Here is a 17,523-nt window from a genome sequence, read left to right on the forward strand (position 1 = left end):
CCCCCCACCCGGCCGAGGGACCGGCCCCCGGGGAACTCCTCTCCAGGTGCCGGGCCGAGGTGCGGGGGGTCATCGCACCGCCTCGTCGGCCGTGGCCGTGGCCGTGGTCGGGGCCGGGGCCGGGGTCGTCGGCCCGGCGGACCCGTGCCCGTCCAGTTCCTCCTGGGCCCGGCGCACCATCTCCTCGGCGTGCCGCAGGCCGATGCGGCGCATCGTCCCCGCCAGTTCGGCCAGGTCCGCCGCGGTCTCCGCGTGGCCGCGGCCGAGCCGTGCCAGGGACTTCACCAGGCCGAGCCGCGCCAGCGCCTCCCCTCGCGGCTCGCTCATGGAACGGAACTCCTCCAGCGCCTGGGCGTAGGAGTCGCGGGCCTCGCCGTACCGTCCGGCCCGGTACAGGACGTTGCCGCGCATCTTGTGGTTGTAGGCGAGCGCGCTGCGCAGTCTCATCGCGCGGCAGCTCTCCTCCGCCTCACTCAGCAGCTTCAGCGCACCCTCGGTGTCCTTCTCCCGGACGGAGACGATGTCGGCCAGGCCGCGCAGCGCCCACGCGTGGCCCCGCTGGTCCTCGGCGCCCGTGGCTATGGCCGCCGCCTCCTCGAACAGGGCGTAGGCCGTGTCGAGATCGCCGGTGTTGCGGTGTATCTGGGCGATGCCCTCCAACGCCCAGACGGTGTGGCGGGCCTCGCCCCGGCGGCGGGCCTCGGCCAGCAGCTGCTCGTGGAGCCGCCGGACGGCCTCGTAGTCGCCCTGGATGCGTCCGGTCTCCGCCAGACCCGCGAGCGAGTAGCCGCGCGCGACGACGTCACCGCCGCGCTCGCCCATCTCGGCGGCGTGCTTCAGCAGCCGCCAGGCGAGGGCGAACCGGCCGCACTGCCGGGCCAGGGTGCCGCCGCTCCACAGCGCCCAGGCCATGGCGCCCAGGTCGTCGGCGGAACGGGCGGCACGGTAGCTGTCCTTCCACGCGACCTCCGCCTCACTGGTTCGGCCCAGACGCCGGTTCGCCTCGGCGGCGGCGAGTCCGGCGCGGGCCGCCTGACCGTGCGAGCCGGCCCGGCGGGCCTCAGCCAGTTGCTCGTCGGCTGCGGCGAGGACATCGGGCAGGGAGGAGTTCACGGACAGAGCGGTGAGGGCGCCCTGGTACTCCGGGGCGAAGGCCTTGCTGTACATCGAGTCCTTTCGGCTGGCGCAGGGACACCGGACGCATCCGGCCCACCTTTTATACCGCGTATGCATACTCGGTATCTACCCCGGGTGGTGGAAGATGTCCCTGGTCGCCGCGGAGGGTGACTGCTCGTCAACGTCCCTGGTCCGCAGGCGAGATGACCGTCCGTGACTCCTGGGCGTGGCCCCGTCCGGAGCGGTGCCGACCGCGCAGACCACCCGGGTACCCCGGCGAGCCGCCGCCTACGCGCGACCGGCGCGTGCCGTTCCGGAACCGCGTCCGGGTTTGAGTGAGGGGCTGCCGGGGTCACTGTGGTGGAGCGGGGCCGAGTCGCGGCCGCGCGCCCGGGCCGGGAGTCCGGCTGGGCGGCCCGCGCGCGTGTGCGGGCCACCGGGTGGATCGGTGTACAGGGCGTCCGGAAGGAGGAGAGGGTAGCCTCACTCCGGGAAAGTCGCGCAAGTGCGCGATTGATCCCCACATCTCCGTGACCGCGTGACAAACCTCCCCCACTGGACTGCCTGCTTGACCGTCTCCGGAGCATGACGTGATCCATGGTCGCCACCCCCAGCTGGCATCGCTCGTCGGCCATGCGACCGCCGCGCGCCGCGGTGAGGCGCGGTGTGTCGTCCTCGCCGCACCGGCCGGACACGGCAAGTCCCGCCTGCTGAACGCCCTGCTGGGCCACGACGTCTGCGCGGGAACGCGCGTCCTGCGGCTGCCCCGTGGCGGCCCCGCCACGGCGCCGGCGGAGGGCGGCGCCGAGTCATGTGATCTCCGGGCCGTGCTGGGCGGAGAGGAGACCGGGCCCCGCGCCGGGGACGGGCGCGCCCTGCGGCTCGTGGGGAAGCGGCCCCTGGTGCTCGCCCTCGACGACGCCCACGAGTGCGACGAATCCTCGCTCCGCCGGATCGCCCTGCTCCTGCGGCGGGCCGCGCGCCGGCCGCTGCTCGTCGTCCTGTGCCGCCGCTCCGGAACCCGGCCACGGGCCCCGCGAGGCTGGGCCGACCTGCTCGCCCGGCCCGCCGTGACCGTGATCCCCCTCCCGCCGCTGGACGCCGACGCCGTGCGCGGGCTCGCCGAGGAGGTGTACGGCCGGCCCGTCCACCCCCGCTTCGTGGCCGCCGTCACCGACGCCGTGAGCGGTCATCCCGGCACGGCCGTACGGTTGTTGCGCGCCCTGCGCGGCGCCCGGGTCAGCCCCGACGAGGCCGGAGCCCGGCAGGCCACGGACACCGGCGGAGAGCTGGCCGCCCGTGCGGTGCTGCGCCTGCTGGACGGGGAACCGGAGGACGTCCGGCGCGTCGCCACCGCGCTCGCCCTCCTCGCCGACGTCGGAAACGACGACGCCCCCGCCGCGTACGACGCCCCCGCCGCGCACATCGAGTCCGCAACCCTCGACCTGGGAGCCGGCGCGGATACCGAACCCGACGACGAGGCCGGTGCCCGCCTCGCCGCCGCCCTCGCCGACGTCGACACCGCCCGGGTCGCCGAGGTGGGCCGGTTCCTCCGCCACGCGGGAGCCGTCGCCCCCGGTGACGGGCCCGCCCTCCGCCCCGCAGTACGAGCCGCGCTCCTCGAACGGCTCGGACCCGGCCGCGCGACCCTCCACGCCCGTGCCGCCCTGCTGCTGAGCGACACCGGACGCCCGGCCGAGGAGGTCGCCCGGCACCTGGCGCACACCCCCGCCAATGAGGAGCGCTGGACGGCCACCGTCCTGCGCCGCGCCGCCGCCGAGGCCGAGCGCCGCGGTGGACGCGCCGACGCCGCCCGCTACCTGCACCGCGTGCTGGAGACCGAACCGGACGACACCCCCGCCCTCGTCCAGCTCGCCCTCGTCACCTCCTTCGACGCCCCGTTCGCCGCCATCCCCCACTTCCGTGCCGCCCTCGCCAGCACCCCCGACCCGGCCGCGCGCGCCGCCATCGCCGTGCAGTACGCCATGGCCTGCATATCCGTCGCCCTGCCCGAGGAGTGCCGCGCGGAGGCCCTCGCGGCCCTGGAGGCGGGCTGGAGCGTCCTGCGCTCCGGTCCCGGCGCCGACCCCCGGCTGCGCGACCAGGTCCGGGCCGTCCTGCTGCTCATGGGCAGCCCCGTCCGGGAGGCGGCCGCCGAAGCCCCGCAGCCTTCCCTCACCGGCGCCGCCGCCTATCCCTGCGGCGCCGACCGGCTCCAGGCCGCCGCCCTGTCCTCCCTGCACACCGCCCTCGCCGGCCAGTCCCGGCAGAGCGCTCTCGACGGAGTCCGGCAGGTGCAGGCGTTCCCCGCCCGGCACCAGCCGCCCTGGCTGCACTTCACCCTCGCCGCCACCTTCGCCCTCGCCGACGAGACGAACCGCGCCCACGAGGCCCTGGACCTCATGCTGCTCCGAGGCGGCGACCAACCCCCTCCCTGGCTCCAGGCGTTCGCCGCCTCCATGCGCTCCCTGGTGCTGCAACGCGGTGGCGCCGTCCTCGCCGCCGCGACGGAGGCCCGCGCCGCCCTGACCGCCGCCCGCACCGCCGCGGGCGCGGCCGGTGGCACAGCCGGGACCCGCCGCATGCTCGCGCAGGCCGTCCTCGCCGCCGTCCACGTCGACCGGGGTGAACCCCGCCGGGCCTGGCGGGTCCTCAACGAGGAGGGGCGCACCGAACCCGACGACTGCGCCCTCACCGACCTGCTGTGCCTCCACACCCGGGCACGCGCCTACTGGGCCGCCGGCCACCCCGTTCCCGCTCTCGCCCTGCTGCGTCAGTGCGGGCTCGCCCAGGACGGTGCCGGAGCCCTCAACCCCGTCATCGTTCCCTGGTGGACCGATGCCTGCCTCGTGCTCGCCGAGCTCGGCCGGCCCGAGGAGGGCCGCCCGCTCGCCGAACAGGGGGCGGAACGCGCCCGCCTCTGGGACACCCCCCGCGCCCTCGGACTCGCCGCCCTCGCACAGGGAGCCCTCACCCCCGGCGACGCCGGCCTGGAACTCCTCGCGGAGTCCGTCCACCACCTCGCCGACTCCCCTGCCGTCACCGAACACGCCCGTGCACAGCATCAGTTCGGTGTGGCACTGCTGGTGCGTGGCGACGACGCCGGTGCTCGAGAACGACTGCGCCGCGCCGCCGGACTCGCCGTGGAGTGCGGAGCCCTCGCCCTGGCCGAGAGCTCACGACGCGCCCTCGCCACCGCCGGAGGCCGCCCCGGCCGCGGCACCGGCAGGCCGCCCGTCGGGCTGCTGACCTCCTCGGAACTCAAGGTCGCCGGCCTGGCCATCTCCGGTGCCGGCAACCGCGACATCGCCCGCCAGCTCTTCGTCACCGTGCGCACCGTGGAGTCCCACCTCACCAACGTCTACCGCAAGCTCGGCGTCCACCGCCGCGACCAACTCGCCGTGGCGCTGCGGGCGGTGCGGGGCGGCAAGGAACTCTCCGGGGAGCGCGCCGACGTCTGGGGAGACCGGCGGGACGGGTCGCGCGCGGCCCCGCGCGAGAGCGGATCGAGCGCCGACAGCCACCTGGGCAGGACGCGGTAGATGGGTGGTGGTGGCGTGAACGGCCCCCGGGGGCAGTCCACTTCGGCGTGCCGCCCCTGGCCGGCGGTGGGCGGCGCCCCGCTGCCCGCCTGTCTGCGGGTCAGGGAACGGGCCGTGCTCGCCCGCGTCGTCGACGACCTCGGGACCGGTGTGGGCGGGGGCTCGCTCCTCACGCTGGCGGGCGGCGGCGGAGCCGGGCAGGAGTCTCTCGTCGGCTTCGCCGTCGAGAGGGCGCGGGCACTCGGACACCGGGTCCTGCACAGCCGCGCACCGCGTCGGGAGACCGGCCTGCCCGGCGCGGCCGCTCCCCGGGTTCCGCTGTTCCCGGACAGCGGCACGCCCGGGGCCGGGGGAGAGATGACGCGGCTGCTGCGGTCCACCCGGTCGCGGCCCCTGCTCCTGGCCGTCGAAGAGGCCCAGTGGCTCGACCCGCGCTCCCTCCGCGAGCTCCAGGCGTTGCTGCGCCGCTCCACGCCCGCACGGATCGCCGTGGTGTGCGCGGGAACCGTGGGAACCGGGCCCGGTGACGGGACCGGCTGGCTCGGGGCGGTCGGTTCCGCCTTCGGACCGCCCGCCCACCATCTGCGTCTGGCGCCGCTGCCCCACGAGGAGATCGCCGGACTCGTCGCGCTGCTCTGCGGACCCGCCGACGACACCTTCACCGATGAGGCCGCACGGGTCAGTGGCGGGCACCCCGCCGTCCTGCACGACCTCCTGCTGCGCCTCGCCGCCCCCGGCCTTCCCCCGGACGCCGAACGGGCCCGCGCATTAAGGGAGATCGGCCGCGCCGTCCTCGGTGACCACCTGCTCGCCGCCGTGCGCGGACACGGCGCCGGGACCAGGTCGCTGGTGGCGGCCCTCGCCGTCTGCGGGCAGCACCTCGACCTCGCCGCCGTGCGCTCGGTCGCCACCGGCGACGGGACGGAGACCGGCCCGGCGACGCGGTGCCTGGCGGAGCTTCCCGGCGTACGCCGGCTCCCCGGCGGCCGGTTCACCGTCGACCCCGGCATCCGGGACCGGTTGCTGGAGGAGCTGGGCGAGAACGAGCGGGCCGGGCTGTTCGCCCGCGCCGCCCGCCACGCCCACGTCGCGGGGGCCGGGGACCGTGCCGTGGCCGACCTGCTGCTCGCCGCCCGCCCGGACCGTGCCGACGCCGAAGGCCCGTGGGCCGACCGCACCCTGCGCCGCGCCGCCCGCGACGCGGCGCGGCACGACGACCACGGCCGGGCCGCGCGGCTGCTCGACCGGCTGGCGGAGCGGGAGGCCGACCCCGGGCGCCGGGCGGCTCTGGAAGTGGAGTCCGCCGCCGCGCTGTTGGTCACCCGGCCCGAGACCGGCGACGCCCGGATCGCGCGTATCGTCCGCACCCCGGGCATTCCGGCCGCCGTCCGTCTCCGGGCCGCCGACCTCGGCATTACCGGGGGCGGCGCCCTCGGACGTGCCCTCACCGACGCGCTGGGGGAGGCCGGGGACGGTGGGAGCGAGACGCTGCTGGCCCTCCTGTGGGCAGCGGACCCCACCGGGCGGCGTGAGGGGATCGGCCTGCCACCGCTGCCGGAGCTGCCCGACCGGCCGTCCCCGCGCACCCAGGCGGCGGTCCGCGCCTGGCAACTGGCGCTGCGCGGAGAGGAGATGGAGCGGTCCGTGGAGCTGGCCCGCACCGCTCTCGGCGACGGGACGGCAGCGGAGGACGGAACCGGGCACGCCGGCGCGAACCGCACGAGAGGGCCGGGGGAGTCGGTGCAACTCGTGCTGGCCGCCTGCCGCGCACTGTCCCTCACCGACGTCCCCGAGGAGGCCGAGGCCGCCATCGACCGGCAGCTCGGCCTGCTCCACGCCGCCCCCCTGCGGCTCGCCCGGCCCCATCTCCTCGCGCTGCGCGGCGAGATCAACCTGCGGCGCGGTCGTCTCGCCCAGGCCGAACGGGATCTGGAGGCGGCCGCGAGCGCGGTCGCGGCCACCAGCAGATCCCGCGTGCTGACCCCCTACCTCCACGGGCTCCGTGCCTTCGTCGATCTTGAGGCCGGGCGCGGCCGTCGGGCGCGGGAGTGGGCGACCGCGCCGTTGCCGACCGTCGCCCGGTGCGGCGAGCACCAGCCGTGGCTGCTGTTCGCCCGCGGCGCGATCGCCCTGGCCGACGGCCGCCTCCGCCAGGCCGTCGACGAACTGCACGAGTGCGGGCGTCTGCTGGAGAGCCGTGGCCATCTCAACCCCGCCCTCATCCCCTGGCGTTCGGTCGCGGCCTTCGCCCTGCGGGCCCTCGGAAGGGAAGCCGAGGCGCGGGAGGCGATCGAGTGCGAGCGGGCCCGCGCCCGCCGCTGGGGCGCCGGAAGCGCGCTCGCCTGGGCGGAGTTCGCCGCCGTACAGGAGGAGACCGAACCGGCCCCTCCGGCCGGCGGCGGCGCGCACCGGCTGGACCGGGTCGGATCGGCCATGGCCCACGCCCGGTCGGGACCCACCGGCCCCCAGTACACGCGCGTACTGGCCGAGTTGGCCGGTCTCCAGCTCGGTGCCGCCGCCGGCGACCCGCGGGCCGCTGCCTCCCTGGAGGAACTGACCACCCTCACCGCCGCCTACCCGGCCGCCCCCATGGCGGACCGGGCCCGCGTCCTCGCCGGAGCCGCCACCGGCGCCGAATCCGTCCCCGGCTGGGACGCGCTCTCGGCGGCGGAACAGCAGGCCGCCCTGCTCGTCGGACGCGGCGACACCAACCGGGAGATCGCCGCGCTGCTGGAGATCTCCATCCGCGCGGTCGAACTGCGGCTCACGCGCGCCTACCGCAAGCTGAGCGTCAGCGGGCGCCTGGAACTCCGCGCGCTCGTCGCCCCACGGACACGGAAGGACAGTGAACTCGATGCTGGTCCAGCGGGACGCCGAACTGGACGCGATCCGGGAGGCGTTGGCTGACGCGACCGGTGGGCTCTCCTCGCTGAACGTGGTGGCCGGGCCGCTGGGCATCGGGCGGTCGGCCCTGCTGCACCGGCTGCCCCGGTGTGTGGCGCCCGGCGAGGTGCGCACCCTGTGGGCGACCGCCGTGCCCGAGGAGCGCGACCTGTCGTTCGGCGTGGTCCGGCAGCTGCTCGACGGTCTTCTCCTCGACGGCCCCCGGGGCGGCGACGGAACCCCGGGCGAAGACGGTCCACACGGCGAGGCGCCCGGGGAGCACGGGCGCTGGGCGGCCCGGGTCGAACACGCCCTGGAGCTGACGGAGGAGAACGGAGGGACCGCCGGCACGGGGGGAGATCCCGGCGCCGTCGCCGAAGCCGTGCGGTCCCTGCTGGCCGAACCCGGCGCGCACGCGCCCCCGCTGGTCCTCGTCGACGACCTGCAGTGGGCGGACGCCCCCTCCCTGCGGTGGCTCGCCCACGTCGCCGCCCGTCCCGACGGACCGCCGCTGGTTCTGGTGTGCACTGTGCGGGACGGCGACCCCGGGGCACGCGACGGCCTGGTGCGGGACATCGTCGAGAGCGCCGACCGGGTACTGCGCCCCGCCCCCCTCAGCCTCGCCACGACGGGACGGCTGGTCCGCGAGCTTCTCGGGGAGCCCGCCGACGAGGAGTTCGTCCGCGCCTGCCATCAGACGGCGTGCGGGCGTCCGCTCTTCCTGATGTCCCTGCTGTCGGAGCTGGGCGGCACCGGGCGCCCGCCCCTCGCCGCGCACGTCCCGCTGGTGCGCGCCGCCCGGCCCGAGCAGCTGCGCGACCGGGTGGTGAGCGGCCTCGGCCATCAGCCCCGTGCCGTCCGCGAGACCGCCTCGGCACTGGCCACCCTGCGCGTGGCAGTGCAGGACGGCAGCGTGCTCCGCCCGCTTCTGGCGAGACTCGCCGGACTCGACGACGCGGGGACCGTCTCGGCCCTGCGCTCCCTGAGGAGGCTGGGCCTGGTCGAAGGCGGCGTGGGGGAGGACCGGGGAGCGGCGCGATACGTCCAGCCGGGGGTACGCGAGGCCGTCGAGTACGCCATGGACGCCGCGGAGCGGCGGCAGCGGCACACGGACGCCGCGCGGCTGCTGTACGAACTCGGCCGCCCGGCCGAAGAGGTGGCGGCCCAGCTGGAGTCCGTCGCCGGGGGCGGGTGCCCGTGGGCCGTACCCGTCCTGCGGGACGCCGCCGACAGCGCCCGGCGCCGCGGGGCGCCCGACCGCGCCGTCCGGTATCTGCGGCGCGCACTGCTCGACGTGCCCGAGCAGGGACCGACCCGGGCCCGCCTCCTCGTCGAACTCGCGGCGACGGAAATCCACTCCGACGCGCCGGCCGCCGAGTCCCATCTGGCGCAGGCACTGCCCCTGCTCCCCACCGCCGCCGAACGGGCCGAGGCCGTCCTGGTGCTCTCGCCCTGCGTGGTCGCGCCGCTCACCCCCGCCGGAGTGGAACTGCTCCGGGCGTCCGCCGACGAACTGTCGGCCTCCGGCCCGGCGGGCGGGACGCCCGGGGAGGAGGCGCTGCGGGTGGAGGCACGGCTGCGGTACGCAGGGCTGGCGGACCCCGGGCGGCTCACCGACGCCACCGGAAGGCTCCGCACGGCGGACGGAGCGGACGGCTCGGGCGGCGGACGGGAACTGCTGGCCGTCCTGCTGCACGCAGCCACGCTCAGCGCGGGCGCGGAGGCCTCCGAGGTCGCGCGGCGGGCCCGCTCCATCCTGGAGAGGGAACCGGCCTCCGTGCCGGGGCCCGGGTCGGTGATCCAGCTGGTGCTGTTCTCCCTGATGGCCGCCGACGCCGTGGAAGCCGCCGAGCCCTGGCTGAACGCCGCAGAGCAACGCCCCGCCCCCGGCGGGTCCGACGCCCTGCGCCACTCCCAGCGCGCGCTCCTGCACGTGGCGAGGGGACGGCTGCCCCGGGCCCGGGAGGAGATGGAACGGGTCCTCACCGCGGCCGGGACGGTCGGGGCGGAGAACCGCGACTTCGTCCTCGGTGTCCTGTGCGCGGTGGCGCTGTCCGCCCGCGATGTGCAGCTCGGCTCACTCGTCGCGGCCGAGGCCCGCGGCTCCGCCTTCTCACCGCTCCAGGGTGTGCTGGCCGGGATGCTCCGGATGCCCGAACAGGCCCGTGCCGGCGACCCCGCCGCCGCGCTGGAGACCGCGATGGAGTGCGGACGGCAGCTGGAGAGCGTCGGATGGCGCAACCCCGTCCTCTTCCCCTGGCGCCCCTGGGCCGTCTCACTCGCCCAGCGCACCGGAGACCACCACCTCGCCCGGGCCCTCGCCACCGAGGAGTACGCGCGGGCCCGGGAGTGGGGCGCGCCGGTCGGTGTCGGACGCGCCCTGCGGCTGCTGGCCCGCACCGACGGCGTGGACGAACGCGTCGGCATGCTGCGTGAGTCGGTCGCCGTCCTCCGTGGCTCCGCCAACGAGCTGGAACTCCTCATGGCCCTCAGGGACCTGGGGCGTCTTCTCGGCGACGGCGCCGAGGCCCGGGAGGTGCTGCGGGAGGCCGGAGAGCTGGCCGAGTCCTGCGGTGCCCCCTGGCCCGTCGACCGGGCGGCGCCCGGCCCGGTGCGCAGCGCCGGGCCGGTGCGCGCCACACTGACCCGCACCGAGAACCGGGTGGCGCTCCTGGTGGTCACCGGATTCACCAACCGGGAAATTGCGGCCGAACTCAAAGTGAGCGTTCGAGCGGTGGAGAAGCACCTCACGCACGTCTACCGCAAATTCGGAGTAAAGGGCAGGCGCGGCCTGTCCGCGCATCTCTATGAAACGGAGTTGAACACCGCCGGGTGAGGGCGGGCCCGTCCTTCTCCCGGGACCCTGAGCGCACCTGTGGCTCCGACCGTACCGAAGCCCCGAACCGGCCGTGGCCCGGCGCTGATTTGCGGTTTTCCGACCGTACCGAACCAGTCACGCCCCTTCCCGGCGTAGAACCGAACCTTCCACGGGCGCCCCACAGGATCAGCCCGGCGCGGGCCGGAGCGTGTTGACCCCGTTGGCTGAAAATCCTTAGAGTTCCCTCACGGAAACCGGCAAACAATGCAGGTGACAAGGCCGGGGGTTGGTTCCGGGAAATCTGGACAGGAGAACACGTTCGCTCGGTCGGGTCACCCCCTCCGAGGGAACTCGGGCACCAAACGGGCATCGAATTCGGGTTTACCCCCGAGGGTGCCCTTGGTAATACCGGTGTTGTGTCGGCGACGGCGCCGGGATCGCCGCACACCCGTATCCGCGGGGACGTGGCGGGCCCGGTTCGCGGCTGTTCTCCGACCCTCGGGTGTCCCGGTCCCGGACGGTTCCCCGCCCGTCCCCGGCTGTCCCCCGCATGTCTCCCGCGCGGTGGCGTGTGCGCCGCTGTCCGGGCGGTGGTACCGGGCGCCCCCCGGCCCGCCGCACATCGCGTCACGTGCGCACGTCGCGTACCAGTGTCCAAGGCACGAAGGGCGATCATGTACCAGATCACCACGGCCGGAGGGCGGACGGGCAGTGCCCGCCCCGCCGCTCCCGGCGCCATGAGGAGCCACGGTCCCACGAGGAACCACGGCGCCGCCCATGGTCGCGCTCCCCGGCCCGGGCGGACCGGCTGTTCCCGGGCGGCCGCCGAAACGGGCTGCTTCCGGGGCGGCCACCCACCGGAAACGGGCATGGAGTCCCTCACGGTCCCCGCGGCCTCCCCGTCCAGCGGGCCGTGATGCGGCGGCCTTCGGGCGCTCTCGCCGCTCGGCGCCGGTCCGGACCTCCCCCCGGCGCGGGCGGCCGTGACGCCCCGGCGGGGGGAGAGACGGAGCGCGGAGGGCGGCACGGTACGGCCGCCACCGGTCCCGGCGGCGTGCTCCTCGGCGCGCTCGACGTGCGGATGATCGCGGGGATGGCGTCCGGCCTCTCCACGGTTCAGCTGGCCTCGCGGCTGCATCTGAGCCGTCAGGGCGTCGAGTACCGCGTGAGTTCCCTGCTGCGCCGGCTGCGGGCACCCAACCGGGTGGCGCTCGTCGCGCGGGCGTACGACATGGGGGTGCTCACTCCCGGGGCCTGGCCGCCGACCACCGGCAGACCGCCGGCCCGCGACGGGCCGCCGTGCTCCGGCAGACCGCCCGACGACGGTTCCCCGCGGCCCGGCGGCCGCGCCCACCGGGTACGTGGCCGGCCCGGCCGGCCGCCCGCCGCTCACGGCACTCCCCCCGACGGCGGTGCCGCGGGCGGCGAGACGGACACCGGGCGGGGCGACCCCGACCCACGTCTCAGCCCGGTGCACCGGCGCATCCTGGCGGAGCTGGCGGCCGGCCACTCCGCCCGGCAGCTCGCCCAACGGCTGTCACTCAGTCGCAAAGGCGTCGAATACCACATCGGCACGATGCTGCGGAAGCTCGCCGTGCCGAACCGGACCGCCCTGGTCGCCAAGGCGTACGCGCTGCGCGTGCTGCGTCCCGGCGACGGGCTCCCCACGTCCCGTGGATCCGACGCTCCCCCCACACCAAGCCGTGGCGGCGTCACAGCCGCCCCGGCGGATGCTCACGGAGAAACGATGGATTTCTCGATACTCGGACCGCTCCGCGTCCAGCACGGCGGAGCGGATCTCTCAGTGTCAGGTACCTGCCAGAGAGCCGTCCTCGGGTCGCTGCTGCTGCGCGACAACGAGGCCATGGCCACCAGCGCCCTGCTCAAGGCGATCTGGGGCGCTGACCCGCCGCGCACCGCACGCAAGATGATCCAGAACGCCGTGTCCGGACTGCGCAACCTGCTCTCCGTCGACACCGGCCCCGACACCCCCCTGCTGCTCACCCACCCGCCGGGCTACCTGCTGCACACCGCCCCCGACCGCATCGACCGCCGCTGCTTCGACGACCTCGTCAGCCGCGGCCGGGCCCAGCTGCGCGAGGGGGAGCCCGAGGCGGCGGCCCGATCCCTGCGCGAGGCCCTGGCCCTGTGGCGCGGCGACCCGCTGGCCGACCTCGTCGAACTCGGCTACGACTGGCCCGAGGCGACCGTTCTGAAGGAGAGCCGGAAGGCGGCCGTCGAGGACCTCTTCGAGGCACAGCTGGCCTGCGGACTGCACCACCAGGTCATGGGCGACCTCGCCCTCGCGGCCACCGCTGAACCGCTGCGGGAAAGGCTGTGCGGGCTGATCATGCTGGCCGCGTACCGCTCCGGCAGGCAGGGAGAGGCTCTGGCCGCCTACCGCACCCTGCGCACCCGGCTGGTGGCCGAACTCGGCGTCGAGCCGGGCGAGGAGCTGAAGTCCCTGGAGTACGGCATCCTCAACCAGGACCCGCGTCTCCAGCTGGGCTCCCCGCCCGCCCGGCTGACGGGCCCGGCCCCGGCGCCGGCCACGCCGTACCCGCTGAGCGCGGTGGCTCCGGCGCACGCGGCCGGGGTACCGGTGGCGGCCGGGCCGCACGGCCCGGCCGGTTCACCCGGCACGCCCGGTCCGTCCGGAGCACCCGGAACGCCGGAGTCGGCCCCCGCCCCCGCCCCCGAGGGGCAGGGGAGCGGCGAGGGGACGCCGGCGGCGCAGCCCGACGCGGGCGGCGGGCGGGCCGAACGACGCGACATCACCGTCGTGATGGTCACCGCCGACGCCGCCACCGAGGCAGTGGAACGGTTCGTCCAGGAGGAGATCCAGCGCTGCGGCGGGGTGGCCGCCCCCGGCCCCGGCTCCTCCTGGTGCGGCTACTTCGGCGCCACCCGGTATCTCACCGACCACGCCGAACGCGCCCTGACCGCCGTCGGCGCCATCACCCGCTGGGCGTCGGAGTCCTGCCCCGACGTCTCCATCCGGGTCGCCATGCACTCCGGCGAGGCGGTGGTCTCCCACAACGGCACCGCCGAGTCGGTGCCGCTGGTCGAAGCCGGCGTCCTCGACAGCTGCCGCCGCCTCGCAGCCGTCACCGTCCCCGGCCACCTGCGCATCGACACCACCGCCGACCGGCCCGCACCGCCCCGGCTCACCCTCGCCTCCCGCCCCCAACCGCACCGGCTGACCGGGCCGTTCGTGGGGCGCACCGCCGAGATGGACCTGCTCCAGGGCATGCTCCGGCGGGTCGCCCAGGCCGGCACCCCCGGCCTCGCCACCCTGCTGGGCGTCCCCGGCATCGGCAAGACACGGCTGCTGGCCGAGCTGGCGCACCGGGCGGCGGACGGCTCCGAGGACGGCGCCGTCGTCCTGCGGGCGACGGCCGGCCCGGGGAAGCGCGCCACCGCAGCGAGCATCCTCGGGGACGTCATCCGGGACCACCTGGGTCTGCACCGCACCGATGACCCCGCCGAGGCGGAACGGCGGCTCGCCGACTGCGTCGCCGCCCTGGGGACGGCCCACGACAACGTCCTGCCCGGCGTCCGGCACGCGCTCGGCCTCGTCCCCGACTCCGCCGGGCACCCCGACGCCGTGGACGCCTGTGTGACCGTGCTGCGCCGGATCGCGCGCTCCCGTCCGACCGTGCTGCTGCTCGACGACGTCCACCTGGCCGACGACGGTCTCGCCCCCGCCCTGGCCGTGCTCACCGGAGTGCCGGGCCCCCTGCCGGTGCTGGTCGTCGCCGCCGGCCGTCCCGGCTTCGGGGCGCGACTCGCCCCCTGGCACGAGCGGTTCACCAACACCATGCACCTGGTCCTGGACCCGCTCCCCGACACCGCGCTCACCCGCCTGCTGGCGTCGCTGCTCAGCACCGGGCGGCGGCTGGAGCACTTCGGCACCAGGCTCACCCCGGCCGGGAGCGGGGAGCCCGAGCAGTGGCGGTCGCTCCTGGCCGACCTCGGCGGGAACCCGGGGCGGGCCGAGGAGTTCGCCGCCGCCGTCAACGCGCGGCCGGACGAGTCGGTCGTCTCCCTCGGGCCCTGGGCGGGCGCGGGGCGTGCGGTCGCCGCCACGGGTGCCCGGTTCGGCGGTTCCATCAGCTCGGCCTGAGCGGGCGCCGCCGAACGACGGTGGGGGTGACCCGGACTCCGGGTCACCCCCACCGCCCGGCGGCCGGGTCCACGCGGGCGTGGTTCCGCGAGGTCAGGCCGCCAGGCCCTCGATCTCCACCAGCAGGTCACGGCGGCACACGTCCGCCTGCAGGTACACCGCGGCGCAGGACGGCGGCAGCAGCCGGGAGCAGACCGCCTGCACGGCGGGGATGTCCTCGGCGTGCCGGACGTACACCTTCACGCGCCGCAGGTCCTCCAGGCCGAATCCGTCCTCGACCCCGTAGCGGGCCAGGTTCGGTGCGCCGATGAGGAGTTCGATGTTCTCCAGCGTGGTGCGGGCCTGCGCGCGGACGTCACCGACGTGGACCGTCTCATGGCCGATGATGCTCGCCGTCCCCGACACGAACGCGGTGCCCCGGCCCCCCGCCTCCGGCGACGGGACGTAGGTGGCGCGCGAGAAGTTCGGGGAACGCGGGCCGTATCGCGGCGGATAGCGGTACGCCGGAATCTGCCGGGGGTTCTCCACGTTGACCGGCTCCACCGTGCGCGCCGCGATCATCGCGAAGCCGATGCCGCCGCCCCGCACGCCGATGACGGTCGTCGCCGGCATGCCGTGGAGCATGCCGAGCTGCTCCAGGGCGTGGCTGCGGCCCACACAGAAGTCGCGGTAGATCTCCTGCCCCTGGCTCGTGGAGCCGTTGATGTCGCCTATGTAGTTCCACACCCGCACCAGACGCGGGTAGCCGAGCCGGGCCAGGAGGGTGAAGACGTCCTCGTAGAACCGGTGCGTGGCGTCGGCGTACGCGCCGCCCTCCTCGATCCGGCCGGTGCAGAACAGGAACTCACGGCACGCCGCGTAACGGATGCCCGCGTACTCCCCGCGCAGGACCGGCTCGCCCGCCGTCCACATCTCGGTCGCCGACTCGCCGTGCGGGCCCACCTCCACGGTCAGTTCCGTCGGGACACCGTCAGGCCGGGAGTCGGGCGCGTTGAGATAGGTGAGCGATCCGAGCCGGGGCAGGTCCCCGTCCGCCGAGGACGGCAGAATGCGGCTGCTCAGTACAGGAATCGGCTGTACCGACGACGTCATGGGGGCTCCCCGGCTGCGGTGTGGGCGGCTACCGCAGCCGAGGCTAGGAGCGGCGGGCGGCGGGCGCACTGAGGTACTTCCAGCACCGGCCCATCTGCCGGTAACGCGTGCCCGCCACCGGCGGCGGATTGCCGGGTGATGGCCGCGCGGTGGCCTTCTTCCTCTGCAAGGACGGCTCGCGCCGTTCCTACCGTGGCGGGAGGACCGCGACCGCCACCGCGACCGCGTGCCGCCTCGGATGATCCGGCCGAGCGAACGAGGTATGACGCATGCTCCAGACCGAGCTGATCCGGCCCGTCCACGAACTGCTGCGGGGTCACGCCGCCGCGGCGCCGGGCCGGATCGCCTACCGCGACGCCCGGCGCGCCGTGACGTACGCGGAGCTGGAGGCGCGGACGTCGCGCGTCGCCGCCGGGCTGGCCGCCGAGGTCGGCGTCGGGCCCGGAGAACGCGTGGTGATCTGCCTCGGCAACGGGGTCCCCATGGTCGAGTCCTATCTCGCCGTGGCGCGCGCGGCGGCCATCGGTGTACCCGTCAACCCGTCCTCCTCCGACGGAGAGCTGGCGTACCTGCTCGCCGACAGCGACGCCGTCGCCGTCATCACCGACGCCGCCCATCTGGAACAGATCGCCCGGGTCGCCCCCGGGCCGCTGCGGGTCGTCGTCGCCGAGGGCGACCAGGAGCCGGGGCCGCGCCCGCCGTTCGAGACCTGGGAGCTGGAGAGGCTCGCCGAGGACCGGGACGCCCCCGCGCCCCGCGACTCCCTGGGGCTCGACGACCCGGCGTTCATGCTCTACACCTCCGGCACCACCGGGCGTCCCAAGGGCGTCCTCTCCTCGGTGCGCAACTCCCTGTGGACCATCGCCGCCTGCTACGCGCCGATCCTCGGCCTCAGCGGAGACGACACCGTGCTGTGGCCGCTGCCCCTGCACCACTGCCTGGGCCACCATCTGGGCACCCTCGGTGTCACCGCCGTCGGCGCGAGCGCCTATCTGACGAGCGGCTTCGCCGCCGAGGAGATCCTGGACGAACTCCGCGACGGCCACTACACGTTCGTCGCCGGCGTGCCCGCCATGTACCAGCAGCTCCTGCGCGCCGCCGAGGAGGACTCGCGCATCGGCGCCGGACTGCGGCTGTGCCTGACCGCCGGGTCCGTCGGAAGCGCCGGGCTGCGGCGGGAGTTCGAGGAGCGGTTCGGTGTGCCGCTGCTCGACAGCTACGGCACCACCGAGACCTGCGGGCCGATCACCACCAACTGGCCCACCGGGACCCGCGTCCCCGGCTCCTGCGGCCTGGCGCTGCCCGGCCTCGACGTACGGCTGGTGCACCCCGAAACGGGCCGCGAGGCCGCCCCCGGCCAGGCGGGGGAGGTGTGGGTGCGCGGCCCCAACGTGATGGCCGGCTACCACAACCAGCCCGAGGCCACCGCCGAGGCGCTGACCGACGGCTGGTACCGCACCGGGGACCTCGCCACCCGCGACGCCTCCGGATACCTCACCATCGCCGGACGGCTCTCCGAACTCATCGTGCGCGGCGGGCAGAACATCTACCCCGCCGAGATCGACGAGGTGCTGCGGTCCCATCCCGGCCTCGCCGACGCGGCCGCCGGGCCCGGCACCGACGAGATCCTGGGCGAGGTGCCGATCGCGTACGTCGTGCCGGACACGGACGGCGCGGGGGGCGCGGACCACGCGGGCGGCGCGGACGGCGCGGAGAGCGCGGCGTCCGGCGCGGAGGGTGAAGCGCTCCTGCGGCACTGCCGCGAGCAGCTGTCCGCGTACAAGGTGCCCGTCGAGGTGCGGGCCGTGGACGCGGTTCCCCGTACGGCCTCCGGCAAGGTCGCCCGGCACCTGCTGGCCGGGCTGCCCTCCCGTCTGCTCGCCGTCTCCGGCGGCGCCGCCCCGGCCGGGGCCCCCGCCGTCCCCGCCGCAAGAGGAGCTGACCCG

The 17,523-nt window shown here is 75.8% G+C and carries 7 protein-coding genes; 5 read left to right on the plus strand and 2 right to left on the minus strand.

Going from position 1 to position 17,523, the window contains the following annotated elements; all coding sequences use genetic code 11:
- Positions 1-69: 69 nt before the first annotated feature.
- The gene (locus E0D90_RS13570; protein ID WP_130798311.1) at positions 70-1,167 is read right to left on the minus strand and encodes a tetratricopeptide repeat protein; all 1,098 of its coding nucleotides are present in this window, start codon (positions 1,165-1,167) and stop codon (positions 70-72) included.
- A gap of 539 nt (positions 1,168-1,706) precedes the next feature.
- Here E0D90_RS13570 and E0D90_RS13575 point away from each other — a divergent pair.
- From E0D90_RS13575 to E0D90_RS27495, 4 genes are all read left to right on the plus strand, one after another.
- Positions 1,707-4,658: a helix-turn-helix transcriptional regulator gene (locus tag E0D90_RS13575; RefSeq protein ID WP_130798313.1), complete on the plus strand. Its 2,952-nt coding sequence runs from the start codon at positions 1,707-1,709 to the stop codon at positions 4,656-4,658.
- 15 nt (positions 4,659-4,673) lie between these two features.
- Positions 4,674-7,565, plus strand: a complete 2,892-nt coding sequence (locus E0D90_RS13580; protein WP_130798315.1) for a LuxR C-terminal-related transcriptional regulator — start codon at positions 4,674-4,676, stop codon at positions 7,563-7,565.
- On the plus strand, positions 7,513-10,377 hold the full coding sequence (locus E0D90_RS13585) for an ATP-binding protein (RefSeq protein ID WP_130798317.1): 2,865 nt from the start codon (positions 7,513-7,515) through the stop codon (positions 10,375-10,377). The genes E0D90_RS13580 and E0D90_RS13585 overlap by 53 nt, the downstream gene beginning before the upstream one ends.
- Before the next feature lie 1,036 nt (positions 10,378-11,413).
- Positions 11,414-14,485: a BTAD domain-containing putative transcriptional regulator gene (locus E0D90_RS27495; protein ID WP_194116899.1), complete on the plus strand. Its 3,072-nt coding sequence runs from the start codon at positions 11,414-11,416 to the stop codon at positions 14,483-14,485.
- A gap of 93 nt (positions 14,486-14,578) precedes the next feature.
- Here E0D90_RS27495 and E0D90_RS13595 read toward each other — a convergent pair whose 3' ends face one another.
- Positions 14,579-15,577 (minus strand): FkbO/Hyg5 family chorismatase, encoded by a 999-nt coding sequence (locus E0D90_RS13595; protein WP_103502509.1) that lies wholly within the window; start codon positions 15,575-15,577, stop codon positions 14,579-14,581.
- Between the two features lie 269 nt (positions 15,578-15,846).
- Between E0D90_RS13595 and E0D90_RS13600 the strand changes: the two genes are divergently transcribed.
- Positions 15,847-17,523: class I adenylate-forming enzyme family protein (locus E0D90_RS13600; RefSeq protein ID WP_130798321.1), on the plus strand; the 1,677-nt coding region annotated here is incomplete at its 3' end.

The organism is Streptomyces otsuchiensis (assembly GCF_004305975.1).
Lineage (GTDB): Bacteria > Actinomycetota > Actinomycetes > Streptomycetales > Streptomycetaceae > Streptomyces > Streptomyces otsuchiensis.

Excerpts from the sequence above, each read along its gene's own strand:
- E0D90_RS13585 (WP_130798317.1), top strand. The coding sequence starts at position 7,513 with ATGCTGGTCCAGCGGGACGCCGAACTGGACGCGATCCGGGAGGCGTTG.
- E0D90_RS13570 (WP_130798311.1), bottom strand. The coding sequence starts at position 1,167 with ATGTACAGCAAGGCCTTCGCCCCGGAGTACCAGGGCGCCCTCACCGCT.
- E0D90_RS13595 (WP_103502509.1), bottom strand. The coding sequence starts at position 15,577 with ATGACGTCGTCGGTACAGCCGATTCCTGTACTGAGCAGCCGCATTCTG.